This window comes from Pseudomonas sp. MF5691 (genome assembly GCF_016405645.1).
Classification (GTDB): Bacteria; Pseudomonadota; Gammaproteobacteria; order Pseudomonadales; family Pseudomonadaceae; genus Aquipseudomonas; species Aquipseudomonas shahriarae.
The window spans coordinates 1-16,523 of sequence record NZ_JAEKDC010000046.1 but is presented as its reverse complement, the minus strand read 5'-3'; the positions used below and the strand labels follow the sequence as shown (position 1 = coordinate 16,523).

The following is a 16,523-nucleotide window of genomic DNA, read 5'->3' as shown; positions in this document are numbered from 1 at the left end:
GGCATCATTTGCAGAACGGCCCAGTCTTTGAATTCGTCGTCATAACGCTTGGACATTGCTACACACCTTCGCCCTCTTGAATAATTGAGTCAATCAACAAGCGCGACAGGTAGCCTGACACGGAGGGCTCTTTTCCAAAAGTGACCCGCCGTAAGGGCGGAACCCTAAGTGGCCGTGACCGCAGCAACGGATATGTAAACAAACCCAATAAGCACTAGATAAAAGAGTTGTGTAGATACCTATGCCGCGATGGCTAAGTGTCAGTCGATACATTAGTTGACTGATACACCGCCATCGCGGGCAAGCCCGCTCCCACACAACCCCGCTCCCACATAAGCTCGTACACACAGGGGTATTGCCTTGCTTTCAGGGCACCAAGGCCTTGATCACCTGATCCACATTCCCTTCCAATTCCGCTATCGGGTCCGCACCGTCAGTACCCAGCACCAGCAACTTCGCCCCCCCTGCACTGATAGCCGCTTTCACCGCCTCAGCCGGTTGGCGATGGTGCAGCACTAACGCCACGTCGTTGTCCTTCACGCTGGTCGTCAGCGCCTGTAGCGCCTCGGCGGACCACTCGGCATCCGGCCGCGGATCGGTGCTGACCAACTCCAGATTCAACCCACTTATCAGATAAGCAAAATGATCACTCAGGCTGACCACACTCAGGTTATCGGCCTGGGCCAGGCGGGCTTCGCTGTCGGCAGTCAGCTTGAGCAGGCGTTGCTTGAGGCTGGCCAGGTTGCCGTCGATCTGGGCCTTGGCGCCGGGCGCCAGCCTGCTCAGGTCGGCAGCCATGACATCGGCCATGCGCCCCAGGTTGTTGCTCGACTGCCACGGCTGGCTATTGAGGCCATCCACAGTCCCCGGTTGCAGGGCCACGCCTGGCAGACCGCCGTCTACCGGGCGCGCCGCGTCCACTTCGACGATGCGGATATTGCTACGCCGGGCCACTGGGTACAGCGGGTCATCCGGCCACAGCGAGCGCAGGCCGATCGCCGCATCGGCGTCCAGCGCCAGGCTATGCAAGGCCGGCGCGCCACGCCCGGTAAAGTACGAGGTCTGGCGCGAACCCGGCAGGTTGGCCGGTGCCGCACGCTCCAGCTTGACCGCAGTGCCCTTGAGCAGGGTGGCGGCCAGGCCGTAGGTCACGGGCAAGGCCGCGAGGACTTTGACCGGTTTGGCGGCGTGGGCGGCGACCGGCAGGGGGTTGGCCGTTTCGGCTGCCAGCAGCGGGGTGCTGATCAGGCAGGCGATGGCCAGGGCGAGGGGGCGTAGAGCGGGGCGCATTATCCGAGATTCCCTTTCAGGCTGGGGACCGTGCCGCGCGCGATGGCGGCCAGGGCGAAGGCGATGCCGGCGACGAGGATGATCGCGGCACCGGACGGGATAGGCAGGTCGAAGATGATTGGCAACAGAATCCCGCACAGGGTGCTGAGCGTGGCAATCACCACCGAGATCCAGAAGAAGCCCTTGAGTGACTGGCTCAACAGCCGAGCCGCGGCGGCCGGGATCACCAGCAGTGCGCCTACCAGGATCGCACCGATGACCTTGACCGCCGCCACTGTGATCAAGGTCACCAGGATCACGAACAGGTAGTCCAGGGTCTTCACCGCCACGCCACGCACGGCAGCCAGTTGCGGGTTGAAGCTGGCGAGCATGATGCGGTTGTACAGCGGCAACGCCAGGGCCATCACCAGTGAGCCGACCACCGCCAGCACCGCCAGGTCATTGCCGTTGACGGTCAGGACCGAACCAAACAGCACGTTTTCCAGGATATGCACGTTGATCTTGCCCGCCAGGATCAGCAACAGGCTCGCGCCCAGGGCCAGGGACACCGAGAGGAACACGCCGATCAGCGTATCGGGGGCCAGGCCGGTGCGGTTGCGCAGGTAATTGAGCAGGATGCCGAACAACAGGCAGTAGCCGAACAGGCTGCCGTAAGGCCCGGTGTAGGGTTCCCCCAGCAGAATGCCCACGGCCACGCCGGTCAGTGCAGCATGGCCGACGGCTTCGGAGAAAAACGCAAAGCGCTTGACCACCACCAGCGTGCCCAGGCCACCGAGTACCGGGCCGATCAACAGGCCGGCGAGCAAGGCATTGACCACAAACCCATAGGCCAGGGCTTCCGGCAAGTAGCCGGAGGAAGCCCAGCCCTGGACCATCAAGCGAAAGGCTTCGTAGCTCATTGGGCTGCGCTCCGTGGGTGAGTGGAAAACAGCGTCAGCAGGCGTTCCGGGGTCAGTGCCTCCTTGGGCGTGGCATCAAACAGCAGGCGGCGGTTCAGGCCGGTGACGCGATCCGCCAGGCGGCCCACGGCCTCCAGGTCGTGTTCGATCCACAGCACGGTAATCCCGGCCTGGCGCCAGTCGCCCAGCAGGCGTTCGAACACCTGGATCCCGGCTTCGTCGAGGGCCGACATCGGTTCATCGAGTACCAGCAGTTGCGGCGCCGGGATCAAACCCTGGGCCAGCAGCACACGCTGGCGCTCGCCGCCGGACAGCGCACCCATGCGGCGCTTGCGCTTGTCTTGCATGCCCACGCGCTCCAGCGCCTCGCCAATCGCCCCGGCGTAATGCCGGGACAAGCCGAGAAACGCCGGGCGCCGCTGGCACATGGCAGCCATGAAGTCGTCGACGGTCATTGGCAGGCCACGGTCGAACTCCAGGGCCTGGGGCACGTAGCCGATGGTGCCGGGAGTGTTCGGCCAGTGCAGGCTCAATCGGCCCTGGTGTGGCGTCTGCCCCAGCAGGGTCTTGATCAGCGAGCTCTTGCCGCCGCCGTTGGGGCCGACCAGGGCGTGGATGCTGCCCGGTTGTACCTGGAAGCTGACGCTATCGAGGATCGCGGTACGGCCCAGGGTCAGCGAGACGTTATCGAACTCAATCGTCGGGCCGATGCTGGCCACATTCAGGTGTTCAGCCGCGGTCATGCCCCCGACTCCTGGATCGCCCGGACCACGGTATTGAGGTTGCCGGTCATTTCTACTTCGTACTTCTCGGCGCTGTATTCACCGTAGGAAATATGCGACAGCGGGTACAGTTTGACCCCCGACTCACGCTGGATGGTATCGACGTAGGAGGACGGGAAATCCATCTCCGAGAAGATCACCTTGACGTCCAGCTCGCGCAGTTGGTCGATGGTTTTCTTCAATTGGCTCGGGCTTGGCTCGATGCCGTGGGCCGGTTCGACCACGGCGGTCACTTCGAGGCCGAACTCGCGCAACAGGTAGTCGTAGGCGGCGTGCACCGTGGCCACCCGCAGATCGGCGTTGGGCGCGCTGGTGAGCTTGGCCAGGGCGTCGGCGCGCATCTGGCGCAGGCGCTTGCCGTAGGCACGGGCGTTCTGGGTATAGGCCTTGGCGTTGTCCGGGTCGAGCTTGCCCAGTTCCCGGGCGATGTTGTTGACCTGGGCGATGGACGCGCTGATGGACAGGAAGGTATGCGGGTTGACCACCTTGCCGGCGCCGCGGGCCGCGTTGCCGGTGGCGGCCAGCAGCGGCACATTGGCGTTGGCCTCGATCACCGGGATGTCCGGACGCTCGCTGGTGGCGATCATGCGGTCGGCAAAATCGTCATGGCCGACGCCATTGAGCACGATCACGTCCAGGGTGCCAATGCGCTTGATGTCTTCGGCGCGCGGTTCGTAGGCATGGGGGTTGAAGCCGGCCGGAATCAGCGGCACCACTTCGGCTTTGTCGCCGACGATATTCGCCACGTAGCTGTAGTAAGGGTGCAGGGTGATACCGATACGCAGGCGCTTGGCCGCCTCGGCATTGGCCAGGGGGCTCAGCAAGACGCTGAACAGGCCCACCAGCAGCAGGCGGAGCAAGGGAGATGACATAGACATGGGTAATCGATCTTCTCTCGGAGACAGCATGAATTCAGTGGCGATGCTGGCGGGTGACGCCAGCGTCGAATTGCGCAACGACCTGCTGCCAGCCAGCGGCGATCAGCCCCTGGTCGCTCAGGTCGGTGGGGGCGGCCAGGTTGGCGCTGCGGTTGAGCCAGATATCCGGCTCGGCGCCGTTGACGCGCATCAGCAGTGAACCGCTGGTGTCGTTGGCCTGGCTCAGGCCCAGGTACGCCGTTGGCGCCAGCAATTGCCAGTGGTGGTCGCCACGGCTGACCGAACTGGCGTCCTGGGCGAAGGGCGCGAAGCCTTCTTCGGCCAGTTGCGCCGGCGTCGGCAGGGTGCTTTGTTCCTGCGCCAGCAACTGGATTTCATCCAGGGTCACCCGCAGGTCGGCATAGATGCCTTGCTCGGCCGCGCTCAGGTCGCGGCGGGCGTCCAACTGGTGGCTGGCCACGGCCTCGACGGCCTGGGTTTCGCCGTGCAGGGACACCACCGTGCCGGCGACGGCCAGGATGATCAGGCACAGCAGCAGGACGTAGAGGGTTTCGTGCCCGGCACCGGCGGGCCGGACCACCTGGGTGCTGCCTGGGTTCATGGGGGTCATGGCGCCTGGATATCCGCTTGGTCGATCTCGACAACGTGGCCGGGACCGGCGTCAAACAGCACATAGAATTCGGCGGCAGGTTTTTTGAAGGTCAACGTCGAGTCGGGCCCCAGCTTGCCGGGCACCAGGATGGTTTCGTCGTAGCCGATCACATCCAGGGTCACGCCGGGCGCGCCGCTGCCGTCGGAAAAACCACCGGTGCACTGGATCTGTTCGCCGGGGATCTCCTTGCATTCGCACATCGGGTTGTGGGCCAGGGCGTAGTTGCTTGCACCCAGGCTGAGGATCAGCACGGCGCAGGCGCGGGTCAGGCGCAGTAAAGTCATGGTTTAACTCCTTGCTTGTTCAACCAGGCGACGGTGGCAGGCGAAGCCTGACTCAAGGGAATGGAGGCCTGCTGCATGCTGCCGTCCCAGCCTTCCATGGTGATCCACAGTTCGGCGTCGGGCGGGGTGCGTTCCGGGATCGGCAGCACAGCGCCCATGCGGTACGGGGTGCCGAAGAAAATCACCCCGGCGGCCCGCAGGCTGCGGGGCTTGCCGATGCGCAGGTAGGTGGCCTTGACCTGGTCTCCACATGTGGCGCACAGGGCGGCGTTGAAGGATTTCATCGGGCCGGCCGGGTCGGGGCGGGGCGCTTCATTGCGCAACTCGGCGAGGGTAATGCTCCACGGGCCGACCTGCACTTCACCGACCTCGCGCTCGCCCAGGCCGGCGTCGCCGCGAAACAGTGCGACGTCGGCAAAGTACTTGGGCATAAAACCCAGAGGCACCAGCAACAGCAGGATATTGATGTGAAAGCGCCATTTGAGCCAGAAGGCGCGCAGTGGCGAGGGCGCTTGAACGGTGGTGGCCTTGCTCATTATTTGCCCTCCGAGGTTTCAGCCTGCATGGCGCCGATGGGGTTGGCCGGCGCCGTATTGCGCGTGGCCTTGGTGCTGCGCTTGAGCGCGTGCAGCGTGGCCAGGGCCGTGCGCTTGCTCCAGATCAACAGACCGCTGAGGACCATCATGCTCAGCAACAGGCCGAAGAAGAACCAGACCAGCTTGATCCAGATCCCGCCAAAGTCGCCGGTGTGCAGCGGGCGCATGGACTCGGTGACGAACTCCAGGCCCGTGCGGTCGGACAGCAGGTGCGTGGCGGCGATTTCACCGTTGTAGGGGTTGATGTCGGCCGTCTGGAACATCAGCGGGTACCAGCCGCGGCCGCCGATGCTCAAGTGACTGTAGGCATTGCTTGGCAGGCCGACGAAGCTGACGTCGAAGCCGGGGATACGCTGGGTGGCAATGTTGATGGCATCGTCCAGGGCGATCATCGGTGCCGGTACACCGGGGGCCGACAGCGGCACCTTGTCCCGGGAGATCACCGGCACGATCGGCTGGCTGGAGATGGTGATCTGGTTGTCCGCGAGAAGCGCCTGGATCAAGAACCAGGTGCCGGTGATGGAAATCACCGCGATAAACCAGATCGACCAGATGCCGCTCAGGCGGTGGAAGTCGCCCCAGAAAATCCGCGCCCCATGCTTGAAGCGCAGGGTTGGCTTGAAGAACCCTTTCCAGAACCGTTTGTACACCACCAGGCCTGTGACCAGCGAGGCGAGCATCGGCAGCCCGAGGAACGACACCAGGTACCAGCCCCAACTGAAGCCATTGGTAAACGGCACCAGCCACCAGCCATGCAAGGCGCGGGTGAACTGGCGGAAGTTGAACGATGGGCTGATGCCCTGGATGACCCCCGTGTACGGGTTGACGTAGACCGCCACGGAGCGGCCGTCGGGGTAGCTGATGTCGACGTCGAGCGCAAAATGCGATTCGTCCGGACGGACGATGGACTCGACAATGGCCTTTGGCTCGGCCTGCTTGATCGCGGCGAGGATCTGGTCGTAAGTGAGCAGTTCGGCATCGTCCGATGGCTTGCTGGCGCGCATTTCCGGGTTGGCCAGCCAGACGATTTCCTGGCTGACCACCGCCAGGGTCCCGGTGACGCAGACGATCAGTACGAAGAACCAGATGGGCAATGCCAGCCAGCTGTGGACGAGAAACCAGAGTTTGGAGCGTGACTTCTTCGACATGTCTATGGGGGTCTTGATCGGAGGAGGGCAGAAAAGGCCCGGGAAAGGCCGGTCGTAGCTTTTGCTTACGCGACGGGCTGTATCTAAGTTAAGACGGATGAGAATCGCAAAACCCTAAGGCAGAAATGAAAGCAAATGTTTCAGGTGCGCGGGAAACCCCTGTTGGGGCTCATTGCTGTTCAGTTAGTCAGCACAAAAAAGTGTGGCGAGGGGGCTTGCCCGCGCTGGGCTGCGCAGCAGCCCCAAAACCTGGCTACTCGATGTTTCTGCAAGAGTCAGGTGGTCTTGCTGGTCGGGGCTGCTACGCAGCCCAGCGCGGGCAAGCCCGCTCGCCACAGGGGGGGCTGTTGCACCTTGTGGCGAGCGGGCTTTAGGGGATTGGGGCTTATGCAAACAGCTCTTTGGCGCGCTTGTGAATCTGTTCCTCGGTCAGCTCTTCTATATGAGTGGCGAGGAACCAGACGTGTCCGAAGGGATCCCTCAACGTGCCGGAGCGGTCGCCGTAGAATTGATCCTTGGGTTCGGAAATAGCCTTGCCGCCTGCCGCGATCGCCTGTTTGTACTGTGCGTCGACGTCCTTCACATACAGATGCAGGCCAACGCTGGTGGGGTGCGCTCCAGGGCTGCCGAAGGCCATTTCATCACAGGGCGAGGCCAGCATGATCGGCGAATCGCCAATGCGCAGTTCGGCATGGCCGACCTTGCCGTCCGGCATGTCCAGGCGCATGAAAACGGTGGCATCGAAGGCTTTTTGGTAGAACTCGATGGCTTCAGCTGCCTTGTCGATGCCTAGGTAGGGCGTGATGCTGTGGTAGCCATCGGGAATGGGTTTAACGCTCATTTCGCTCTCCTTGAGGGAGGGAGGGGCCGGGTCTTCCGGTCTTTTCACTATAGGTCAGGCCTTTCGTGGCCTGCGGGCAACCGACGACTGTCCTGTAACGGTGCATTCAACAGTTTCTCAAACAGAGGCTTGACCTTAACTTAACTAGAGGTTTTACCCTGCGTGGCACCTACAGCTAAAGGGGATTTGTCATGCAAGCTTCAGCGAAAAGTCATGGTTTTACCCAAGTGATCGAGTTTCAGATCGAGCCCCGGCAGCAGTCCGCGCTGGTGTTGGCGCTGTCCGAGCAGAGCGAGCGCCTGGCCCAAGGCCATGAGGGGTTTCTGAGTGCCAGTGTGCTGGTCAGTGATGACGGGCGGCGGGTGCTCAACTACCTGCAATGGCAGGCCCGCGAAGACGGTGCCACGGCGTTCCAGCGGCTGGAGAGCGAGGGCGAGAACTTCTGGGCACTGATTCGTGCCCATCAGGCTACTGCCGTGACCTTCGGTTCATTCCAGGTGCTGCGCAGTATCGAGCGCAGCGCCGACAACGCGTTGGCGTGCAGCCTATATCGATAGATGCAGCATGCGCTCACCTTGCAGGCTTCCCTCTGGGCGGCGCTTGTTGACCGCCAGTTCGCCGATCTTGATCAGGCGCGTACGCGTGATATTGCGGCTCAGGCCCAGCAGGTTGGCGGTGTGTACCTGGTTGTAGTGGCTGAAGCGGTAGGCGGCGCGTAGCAATGCGTCCTCGACTTTCTCATGCAAGGCACCGGCCTGTTCGTCAAACAGTTTCTGGAAGGCACGCTCCAGCAAGGCTTCGGCACTGTGGTCGAGGCTGTGCTGGCTATCATCCTGGCGCTCGATGCGCATGTTCGACAGGCGCAGGTCATCGCGTTCAATCAGGCCATTGCGGCAAATCAGCAAGGTGTGATGAATGACGTTTTCCAGCTCGCGGATATTGCCCGGCCAGCTGTAGCCCTTGAGCTTGTGCTCGGCTTCGGGGCTGAGGGTGATGGGGCCGTAGCCCAGGCGCTGGCTGTAGGCGTCGATAAAGTGCCGGGTCAGGGGCAGGATATCGCCGGGGCGTTCGCGCAAGGGGCTCAGTTCCAGGCTGACCACGTCCAGGCGGTAGTACAGGTCTTCACGGAAATGCCCGGCATTGATGGCTTTTTCCAGTTGCACATTGGTCGCCGCCAGCACCCGCACATCAATCGGAATGCTCTTGCGTGAGCCCAGGCGCACCACTTCGCGTTCTTGCAGGACGCGCAGCAGCTTGACCTGGATGGCCATGGGCAGATCACCGATCTCATCGAGGAACAGGGTGCCGCCGTCGGCCTCCTCGAACCAGCCAGCCTTGGCGCCGAGAGCGCCGGTGAACGCGCCTTTTTCATGGCCGAACAACTCCGCTTCCACCAGGGATTCGGAAAACGCCCCACAATTCACCGCCACGAACGGTCGGTTGCGCCTGGCGCTGAGGTTATGGATATGGCGGGCCACCAGCTCTTTGCCGGTGCCGGTTTCGCCGATGATCAGCACGCTGGCTTCGCTGGGCGCCACTTGCTGGATATGCGCGAGCAAGGCCCGGGATTTGGGGTCTTCGAAGACTTGCGCGGTGGCGCGAATCGACGTGGCGAGTGCGGGCGAGGGCGCAAGGGTCAAAAGCTGCATGGGCACCTCAAGGAATAGGACGTGGATGTCGGCAGGGGCTGGCCCAACGCGGTGCGCCACCTCGTACCAGGCCTGCGCCGCTTGCAGGCGTTCAGTGGCGAGGCCGAGCTGCTCGTGGAGGCAGTTGCGACGCTGGGAGTCTGTTATAGAGGGTCTTTTTTATTCCGTAAACAAATGTGTTTGTATATTTATAGAACAAAAAGAAATATGAAGGATTGACTGATAGCGACTATCACAGAGGATGATTTTTCCCGATGCAAAGGCGGGAGTAGCCTGTGTCCATTGCCTCAACGCCCAATTCGCAGGACCTTCGTCATGAACCATTCACTTTCTGTTGCCTTGTTGCTGGTCGCCTCTTTTCTTGCTGGTTGTGCGAGCCATCCGGCGCCTGAATTGCGCCCGTACTCCGTCGAGGAGAGCCGGCAATTGGCAATGGAAGGGCTGAACCGGCGGGGTTTGTCGTTTGATGAATATCAACAGAAGAAAACTGAACTCGCAGCCCGGCCACAGGCGCCAATGGGCTTTGATCGCCAGGGTGAAATGAATGCCGAGCGCAACGTCACCCTGCATGACCGTCCGAGCTGAGACAAACTGCGGCGTCCCAGAGCCCGAGGTTCCGTACAGGAACTTCGGGCTTTTTGTTTTCCATCCTTTTCGTCGAGCCTGTTAAGCTCAATTTCAGGAGCGTTCCTACGCACTTTTAAATAAAGTGGTCTTTCTTTAACGGCATCCGATCAGGTTAACCTGACGAACTCTGTACTGGTCGCTGCCCCTGAGACGCTGATCTCGGGAACATGCTCTGCGGGTCTCTAAACGTCATGAATAAACGTCCTCTGTATTTTGACTACGCCGCCACCACCCCGGTGGATGAGCGGGTCATCCAGGTCATGGTCGAGTGCCTGGGTTTCAACGCCAATTTCGGTAACCCTGCGTCCAGCTCCCATGCGTTTGGCCAACAGGCCCGGCACACGGTCGAGCAGGCGCGCCGTCAGGTGGCGGAGCTGGTCGGCGCCCAGGCCGAGCAGATCGTCTGGACCTCGGGTGCTACCGAATCCAACAACCTTGCGCTCAAGGGTGTGACCCAGGCGCGGGGCGTGGCCGGTGGCCATATCATCACCAGTCAGATCGAGCACAAGGCAACGCTGGACACCGCCCGCCAATTGCAGCAAGCCGGGATTGCCGTGACCTACCTGGTGCCGGATGCCGATGGCCTGATTACCGTCGAGGCGGTCAGCCAGGCGCTGCGCGAAGACACGTTTTTGGTGTCGTTGATGCTGGTCAACAATGAGTTGGGCACGCTTAACGACATCCCGGCCATTGGTGCGCGGGTGCGTGAGCATGGTGCGCTGCTGCATGTGGACGCGGCGCAAGGGGCGGGCAAAGTCGAGATCGACCTGGCGCACTGGCCGGTGGACCTGATGTCGTTTTCGGCGCATAAACTGTATGGCCCCAAAGGTATCGGTGCGCTGTATGTCGGGCCGCGGGCGCAGCAGAACGTCACGGCGCAGATCCATGGCGGTGGTCACGAAGGCGGGCTGCGCTCGGGAACCCTGGCGACTCACCAGATTGCAGGCATGGGCAGTGCCTTCGCGTTGGCCGCGCAATCCTTTGCCGAAGAGTCGGCAGGTATTGTCGCCCTGCGCCAGCGTTTGCTTGAGCAATTGCTGGACATTCCCGGCGTGCGCCTGAACGGCAGCGCCACCCAGCGGATCCCCCACACCTTGAGCCTGACCTTCAGCGAAGGCGAGTTCAATTCGGCGGCCTTGAGCGCCGGGATCGCTTTTTCGGCGACCTCTGCCTGCAATTCGGCCAGCAATGCGCCCTCCCATGTACTGCTTGCCCTGGGGCATGATGCGCGCAGTGCCGGTCGCACCATTCGCTTGAGCCTGGGGCGGTTTACCACCGGGCAGGATATCGATCAGGCGGTGCAATTGATCAAGAACTCGTTGGCCAGCGCACCGGCCTTTTGGGCGGTTTGAAATACATAACAATTATGAGTGCTTAGCAGGAGAGATGATGAGTACGCAGCCTTTGCCCCATGGAACGGTTCCCCAGCGCCTGGCGCGCACCCGCGAGTTGATGAAGCGGGAGGGCATTGATGCCCTGCTGGTGCCATCGGCCGACCCGCACCTGTCCGAATACTTGCCGGGCTACTGGCAGGGCCGGCAATGGTTGTCGGGGTTTCATGGCTCGGTCGGCACGCTGATTGTCACGGCTGATTTCGCCGGCGTCTGGGCAGACAGCCGTTACTGGGAGCAGGCGACCAAGGAACTCAACGGCAGCGGCATTGAGTTGGTGAAGTTGCAACCGGGGCAGCCCGGCCCGCTGGAGTGGCTGGGGGAGCAAACCCCGGAAGGCGGGGTGGTGGCCGTGGATGGCGCGGTGATGGCTGTTGCGTCGGCCCGTACCCTGGGCGGCAAGCTGGCTGAGCGGGGCGCGCGCCTGCGTACCGATATTGATTTGTTGAGCGAGGTCTGGACCGACCGCCCAGCGCTGCCCAACCAGCCGATCTACCAGCACCTGCCGCCCCAGGCCACCGTCAGCCGAGGCGAAAAACTCGCGGCACTGCGCGCCAGCCTGAAGGAAAAGGGCGCGGATTGGCATTTTATTGCCACCCTGGATGACATCGCCTGGCTGTTTAACCTGCGCGGCGCAGATGTTTCGTTCAACCCGGTGTTTGTCTCGTTCGCCCTGATCAACCAGCAGCAGGCCACGCTGTTTGTTGCCCTCGGCAAGGTCGATGCCCAGTTGCGTGGGGTGCTGGAACAGGATGGCGTGACGCTGCGGGACTACAGTGAAGTGGCCGCGGCCCTGGCTGAAGTGCCGGACGGGGCCAGCCTGCAGGTGGACCCTGCACGCGTGACGGCGGGGCTGCTGGAGAATCTGGCCAGTGGCGTGAAGCTGGTCGAAGGCCTCAACCCGACTACATTGGCCAAGTCCCGTAAAAGCCTGGCGGATGCCGAGCATATTCGCCGGGCCATGGAGCAGGATGGCGCGGCGTTGTGCGAGTTTTTCGCCTGGCTGGACTCGGCCTTGGGCCGCGAGCGCATCACTGAGCTGACCATTGATGAACACCTGACGGCCGCGCGTACCCGTCGTCCGGATTATGTGTCGTTGAGCTTCAATACCATCGCCGCGTTCAATGGCAATGGCGCGATGCCCCATTACCATGCCACCGAAGAAGAACACGCGGTGATCGAAGGCGATGGCCTGCTGCTGATTGATTCGGGCGGCCAGTACCTGGGCGGCACCACAGATATCACGCGGATGGTGCCCATCGGCACGCCGAGCGAGGAACAAAAGCGCGATTGCACGCGGGTGCTCAAGGGCGTGATTGCCTTGTCGCGCGCGCAGTTTCCCAAGGGCATCCTCTCGCCATTGCTGGACGCCATCGCCCGCGCACCGATCTGGGCCGAAGGCGTGGACTATGGTCATGGCACCGGTCATGGCGTTGGCTACTTCCTTAATGTCCATGAAGGCCCGCAGGTGATTGCCTACCAGGCGGCGGCCGCGCCGCAAACTTCGATGCAGCCGGGCATGATCACCTCCATTGAACCGGGTACCTACCGCCCAGGGCGTTGGGGGGTGCGTATCGAGAACCTGGTGTTGAACCGGGAGGCGGGCAAGACCGAGTTCGGCGAGTTCCTCAAGTTCGAAACCCTGACACTGTGCCCGATTGATACCCGTTGCCTGGTACCGTCCCTGCTGACGATCGAGGAGCGACAGTGGTTCAACGACTACCATGCCGAGGTGCGTCAACGCTTGAGCCCGTTGCTCAGCGGCGCCGCGCTGGAATGGTTGCAGTTGCGCACGGCAGCTATATAAGGCCTGGCCGCTCGCAGGCGTGGGCCGGCGAGCGGCTTGCAGGCTTAACTCAAGGCTTCGCGGACAAAGTCCAGGCGATCCTGGCCGAAGAACAGTTGCTGGCCGACAAACATGGCAGGCGCCCCAAACATGCCACGGGCAATCGCCTCTTCGGTCTTGTGCTTGAGGGCGTCCTTGACCTCCTCATCCTGGGTCAGCTCCAGCACCTGGGCAGGGTCGAAGTGGTGTTGCGCCAGCACCGCCGCTACGACTGCCGGATCCCCCATGTTGCGCCCTTCCACCCATATCGCCCGGAACAGGCAGTCGATGAAGTCGATAAAGCGTTCTGGCTGGCGTAGTTGAATGCCGGTGACGGCGCGCATCAGGGTCAGGGTATTGATGGGGAAGTGCGGATTGAACTTGAGGGGGACCCCGTAACGCTTGGCGTAGCGTGCCAGGTCTTGCAGCAGGTAGCGGCCCTTGGCCGGGATGGTGACGGGCGAGGCATTGCCGGTGGCCTTGAAGATGCCGCCCAGCAGGATGGGCTGATACACCAGTTGGCTGCCGGTTTCGGCACAGATTCCGGGCAGTTGGGTGTAGGCCAGGTAGGTGGTGGGGCTGCCGAGGTCGAAGAAAAATTCCAGGGTTTTGCTCATGTTGGATGCTCGCTGCTTATTGTTATGTTGGCGTGCTTACCAGGTTTCGTTCCAGGGGCGCAGGTCCAGTTCGAAGGTCCAGGCATCCCGTGGCTGGCGGTGCAGGTGCCAATAGTTGTCGGCGATATGCTCGGGATCCAGAATGCCGTCCTGGTCCTTGAGCGCGTATTTGCTTGGGAAGTTGTCGCGGATGAAGTCCGTGTCGATGGCGCCATCCACGACCACGTGGGCACATGGATGTTCATCGGGCCCAGCTCGCGGGCCATACTTTGGGCCAGGGCGCGAATTCCGTGTTTGGCCCCGGCAAAGGCGGCAAAGCCTGCGGCACCGCGTAACCCGGCGGTGGCCCCGGTAAACAGAATCGTCCCGCGCTGGCGGGTCACCATGCGCTTGGCCACTTCACGGGCATTGAGGAAGCCTGAGAAGCAGGCCATCTCCCAGATCTTGAAATATTTGCGGGCGGTTTCTTCGAGGATGCTGCACGGCACGTTGGCGCCGATGTTAAACACGAATGCCTCAATCGGACCCAGCTCGCTTTCGATCTGCTCGATCAGCGCGATCACCTCGTCCTCCTTGCGTGCATCGCAGGCAAAGCCGTGAGCCTCGCCGCCCGCAGCCTGGATACTGTCCACCAGGGGTTGCAGCTTGTCGGCACTGCGTCGGGTGACGCAGGCCACATAACCTTCGCGGGCAAAACGCTTGGCAATGGCGCCGCCTGTAGCGTCGCCTGCGCCGACGACCAGTACGATTTTCTTATTCTCAGTCATGGCAAGTCCTTGGTTAAACGATCGTTAACTAAACGAACGTTATGCTACGATTCGGCAGGCGTCAAGGTGGTGTCTTCAAGGGGAGAGGCGATGCGCTATTCAGTCAGTCACAAGCAGCAAACCAGGGACAAGCTCCTGCACAGCAGTGCGGCCCTGGCGAAAAAAGAAGGGTTTGCCAGCGTTGGCGTAGATGGGCTGATGAAAGCCATTGGCCTGAGTGGCGGGGCTTTTTATAGCCACTTTTCGTCCAAGGACGCGCTGTTCAGCTCCATCGTCGAGCATGAGTTGAGCCAAAGCCTGGAGCGTTTGAGTGTGGGCGAGGTGCAGAGTCGGGAGCGCCTGCAGCGCTGCCTCAAGTTCTATCTGAGCATGGCCCATGTGGAGCAAGTGCAAGACGGTTGCGCCTTGCCGAGCATGGGCGCGGAAATTGCCCGTGCGGATATCGCGGTACGCCAACACGCCCAGGAGTGGATTTGCCGGCTGCAGGCCAATTGGGCGCGGACCTTGGAGAGCGAAAGCCTGGCCTGGGCGATCTTATCCCAGTGTGTGGGTGCACTGGTGGTGGCCAGGATGATGGTCGACCCGCAGGTTCAGGCGCAGGTACTTGCATCGAGCTATGAAGAGCTCAGTCAGAGAATTTCGCAGGAATGAGCGCTTACTTGCAGAGCACGATCATGCTACGGCTGGTATAGCCGGCCGGGTTGATGCCGAAGGGGTAGTCACCCGGCTCCTCGCTGTTGTCGCCGGATTTGGCGATCACTCTGTAGCCTTTCTTGCCGCACGAGTTGGCTGCGCTGGTGTAGCACTGGTCCCAAGAGGAGGACAGGCCAGAGCAGTTGATATGCAGCCCTTTCTTTCCGCGTTTGACTTCTGTCTTGGTGGTTGCGGCACACCCAGCCAAGGCGATGACGACAAGCAGTATCAAAATTCGCTTCATTACCATCCTTAATAGCCGCGCCGTTGGAATGCCCGATGCTGGCTTTGCTCGCTCTCAAGTGTAGGGTCGGTGGATGTCCTTATTCGAAAATCTCCATGACTGACACTGAGTTACAGCCTAAACATGGCCTAATTGAGCGGCAAATGCCAGAGCTTCGTTAAATCCTGTCTCAATCTGCCGCGATGATTGGCTTTGACTGGCTACGCATGGTCAGCGTTGCGCCCACGGAGGCCAGGATAATGCAGGCGATCGCCAGCCATTGCGCCAGGGACAGGTATTCCTGGAGGAAAAACAGCCCGGAAAGCGCACCGAACGCGGGCTCGATACTCATCAGCGTGCCGAAGGTGCGCGCGGGCAGGCGGGTCAGGGCGACCATCTCCAGGGTGTAGGGGAGGGCGGTGGAAAGAATCGCCACGCCAATGGCGATCGGAATCAGCGCGGGTGTCAGCAGCGCGCTACCGGCATGGACGATACCGATGGGGGCGACGAACAGTGCGGCGATCATTACGCCGAGAGCCGCGGTTTGCACGCCATTGTCCGCGCCAGCCTTCTGGCCGAACAGAATATAGAGGGCCCAGCAGATCCCCGCACCCAATGCGTAGGCGGCGCCGGTCAGGTCGATGCCTTGGCTTGCTTCACCGACGGGTATTAATAGCAGCAGGCCGATAATGGCCAGGGCTATCCACAGGAAGTCGACGGCACGCCGGGAAGCATAGATGGCAACGGCTAGTGGGCCGGTGAATTCCAGGGCTACCGCAATACCCAGGGGCACGGTGCGCAATGACATATAGAAGAGGAAGTTCATGCCGCCCAGCGCCATGCCGTACACGATGACGGTACGCAGTGACCTGGCGGTGAGTTTGGCGCGCCAGGGGCGCAGCAACAGCAGCATTATGATGCTGGCGAAAACCAGGCGCAGGGTGGTGGTGCCTTGGGCGCCCACAATCGGGAACATGCTTTTGGCCAGTGAAGCGCCCGACTGTATAGAGGCCATGGCAATCAGCAGTAGGCCGACAGGAAACAGCGCCGAGCCCAGGCTGCGGGATGAGGTGGTCATTGGGGGTGTTTGTCCAGGTTCATATAGAGGCAGAGGGCACTATGATGATCAACTGCTGGCAATTGAGCAATATATTGCTCAATTTCTTGGGCCTTCTATATAGAAGGCGAGGTTTTTGAGAGTTGCTGGGCTCTTCGATAGAAAAATGAAATTAAAGGTTGACGGCAGATTCTGGAAGTCTATAATTCGCCCCACTTCCGGCGCAGTCGAAACGGAAAACTCCTTGGTAAACAAAGAGTTACGCAGAATTCGACAGCGAGTTGCTTCAGTTCATCGAAGCCCA

Annotated in this window: 18 protein-coding genes and 1 pseudogene; 5 read left to right on the top strand and 14 right to left on the bottom strand. The window is 61.5% G+C overall.

Going from position 1 to position 16,523, the window contains the following annotated elements; translation table 11 throughout:
- Positions 1 to 366: 366 nt before the first annotated feature.
- The 9 genes from JFT44_RS28260 to JFT44_RS28220 form a co-directional block, all read right to left on the bottom strand.
- Positions 367 to 1,290, bottom strand: coding sequence for a metal ABC transporter solute-binding protein, Zn/Mn family (locus JFT44_RS28260; RefSeq protein WP_198831477.1), 924 nt, complete (start codon positions 1,288 to 1,290; stop codon positions 367 to 369).
- Positions 1,290 to 2,189, bottom strand: coding sequence for a metal ABC transporter permease (locus tag JFT44_RS28255; RefSeq protein WP_057441446.1), 900 nt, complete (start codon positions 2,187 to 2,189; stop codon positions 1,290 to 1,292). The genes JFT44_RS28260 and JFT44_RS28255 overlap by 1 nt, the downstream gene beginning before the upstream one ends.
- Positions 2,186 to 2,932, bottom strand: a complete 747-nt coding sequence (locus JFT44_RS28250) for a metal ABC transporter ATP-binding protein (RefSeq protein WP_198831476.1) — start codon at positions 2,930 to 2,932, stop codon at positions 2,186 to 2,188. Before JFT44_RS28250 ends, JFT44_RS28255 begins: the two co-directional genes overlap by 4 nt.
- Positions 2,929 to 3,849: a metal ABC transporter substrate-binding protein gene (locus JFT44_RS28245; RefSeq protein WP_057960209.1), complete on the bottom strand. Its 921-nt coding sequence runs from the start codon at positions 3,847 to 3,849 to the stop codon at positions 2,929 to 2,931. Before JFT44_RS28245 ends, JFT44_RS28250 begins: the two co-directional genes overlap by 4 nt.
- 34 nt (positions 3,850 to 3,883) lie before the next feature.
- Positions 3,884 to 4,450, bottom strand: a complete 567-nt coding sequence (locus JFT44_RS28240; protein ID WP_198831478.1) for a DUF6162 family protein — start codon at positions 4,448 to 4,450, stop codon at positions 3,884 to 3,886.
- A gap of 5 nt (positions 4,451 to 4,455) precedes the next feature.
- A complete protein-coding gene (locus JFT44_RS28235) occupies positions 4,456 to 4,785 on the bottom strand; it encodes a hypothetical protein (protein ID WP_057441453.1) in 330 nt (109 codons plus the stop codon).
- Positions 4,782 to 5,321 (bottom strand): hypothetical protein, encoded by a 540-nt coding sequence (locus JFT44_RS28230; RefSeq protein ID WP_057441455.1) that lies wholly within the window; start codon positions 5,319 to 5,321, stop codon positions 4,782 to 4,784. Before JFT44_RS28230 ends, JFT44_RS28235 begins: the two co-directional genes overlap by 4 nt.
- Positions 5,321 to 6,529: a PepSY domain-containing protein gene (locus JFT44_RS28225; protein WP_057441456.1), complete on the bottom strand. Its 1,209-nt coding sequence runs from the start codon at positions 6,527 to 6,529 to the stop codon at positions 5,321 to 5,323. The genes JFT44_RS28230 and JFT44_RS28225 overlap by 1 nt, the downstream gene beginning before the upstream one ends.
- Positions 6,530 to 6,914: 385 nt before the next feature.
- Positions 6,915 to 7,370 (bottom strand): VOC family protein, encoded by a 456-nt coding sequence (locus JFT44_RS28220; protein ID WP_198831475.1) that lies wholly within the window; start codon positions 7,368 to 7,370, stop codon positions 6,915 to 6,917.
- 191 nt (positions 7,371 to 7,561) lie between these two features.
- Between JFT44_RS28220 and JFT44_RS28215 the strand changes: the two genes are divergently transcribed.
- Complete coding sequence (locus tag JFT44_RS28215; protein WP_115127882.1) at positions 7,562 to 7,927, top strand: antibiotic biosynthesis monooxygenase; 366 nt, start codon at positions 7,562 to 7,564, stop codon at positions 7,925 to 7,927.
- Here JFT44_RS28215 and JFT44_RS28210 read toward each other — a convergent pair.
- A complete protein-coding gene (locus JFT44_RS28210; protein WP_115127883.1) occupies positions 7,916 to 9,019 on the bottom strand; it encodes a sigma-54-dependent Fis family transcriptional regulator in 1,104 nt (367 codons plus the stop codon). The genes JFT44_RS28215 and JFT44_RS28210 overlap by 12 nt on opposite strands.
- 315 nt (positions 9,020 to 9,334) lie before the next feature.
- Here JFT44_RS28210 and JFT44_RS28205 point away from each other — a divergent pair, with 315 nt between their 5' ends.
- From JFT44_RS28205 to JFT44_RS28195, 3 genes are all read left to right on the top strand, one after another.
- Positions 9,335 to 9,604: a hypothetical protein gene (locus JFT44_RS28205; RefSeq protein WP_115127884.1), complete on the top strand. Its 270-nt coding sequence runs from the start codon at positions 9,335 to 9,337 to the stop codon at positions 9,602 to 9,604.
- A gap of 233 nt (positions 9,605 to 9,837) precedes the next feature.
- The gene (locus tag JFT44_RS28200; RefSeq protein ID WP_115127885.1) at positions 9,838 to 10,998 is read left to right on the top strand and encodes a cysteine desulfurase family protein; all 1,161 of its coding nucleotides are present in this window, start codon (positions 9,838 to 9,840) and stop codon (positions 10,996 to 10,998) included.
- A 37-nt stretch (positions 10,999 to 11,035) separates the two neighbouring features.
- The gene (locus JFT44_RS28195; protein ID WP_198831474.1) at positions 11,036 to 12,844 is read left to right on the top strand and encodes an aminopeptidase P family protein; all 1,809 of its coding nucleotides are present in this window, start codon (positions 11,036 to 11,038) and stop codon (positions 12,842 to 12,844) included.
- Positions 12,845 to 12,888: 44 nt separating this feature from the next.
- Here JFT44_RS28195 and JFT44_RS28190 read toward each other — a convergent pair whose 3' ends face one another.
- On the bottom strand, positions 12,889 to 13,479 hold the full coding sequence (locus tag JFT44_RS28190) for a 2-hydroxychromene-2-carboxylate isomerase (RefSeq protein WP_057441468.1): 591 nt from the start codon (positions 13,477 to 13,479) through the stop codon (positions 12,889 to 12,891).
- A gap of 36 nt (positions 13,480 to 13,515) precedes the next feature.
- A pseudogene (locus JFT44_RS28185) lies at positions 13,516 to 14,246 on the bottom strand (SDR family oxidoreductase).
- Between the two features lie 90 nt (positions 14,247 to 14,336).
- Between JFT44_RS28185 and JFT44_RS28180 the strand changes: the two are divergent.
- Positions 14,337 to 14,897 carry a TetR/AcrR family transcriptional regulator gene (locus JFT44_RS28180; protein ID WP_057441472.1) on the top strand — a complete coding sequence of 187 codons (561 nt, stop codon included), beginning with the start codon at positions 14,337 to 14,339 and terminating at the stop codon, positions 14,895 to 14,897.
- Between the two features lie 4 nt (positions 14,898 to 14,901).
- Here the strand turns inward: JFT44_RS28180 and JFT44_RS28175 are convergent, their stop codons facing one another.
- Positions 14,902 to 15,183: a hypothetical protein gene (locus JFT44_RS28175; protein ID WP_057445083.1), complete on the bottom strand. Its 282-nt coding sequence runs from the start codon at positions 15,181 to 15,183 to the stop codon at positions 14,902 to 14,904.
- A 169-nt stretch (positions 15,184 to 15,352) separates the two neighbouring features.
- Positions 15,353 to 16,240, bottom strand: a complete 888-nt coding sequence (gene rhtA, locus JFT44_RS28170) for a threonine/homoserine exporter RhtA (protein WP_057441473.1) — start codon at positions 16,238 to 16,240, stop codon at positions 15,353 to 15,355.
- Positions 16,241 to 16,523: the final 283 nt, after the last annotated feature.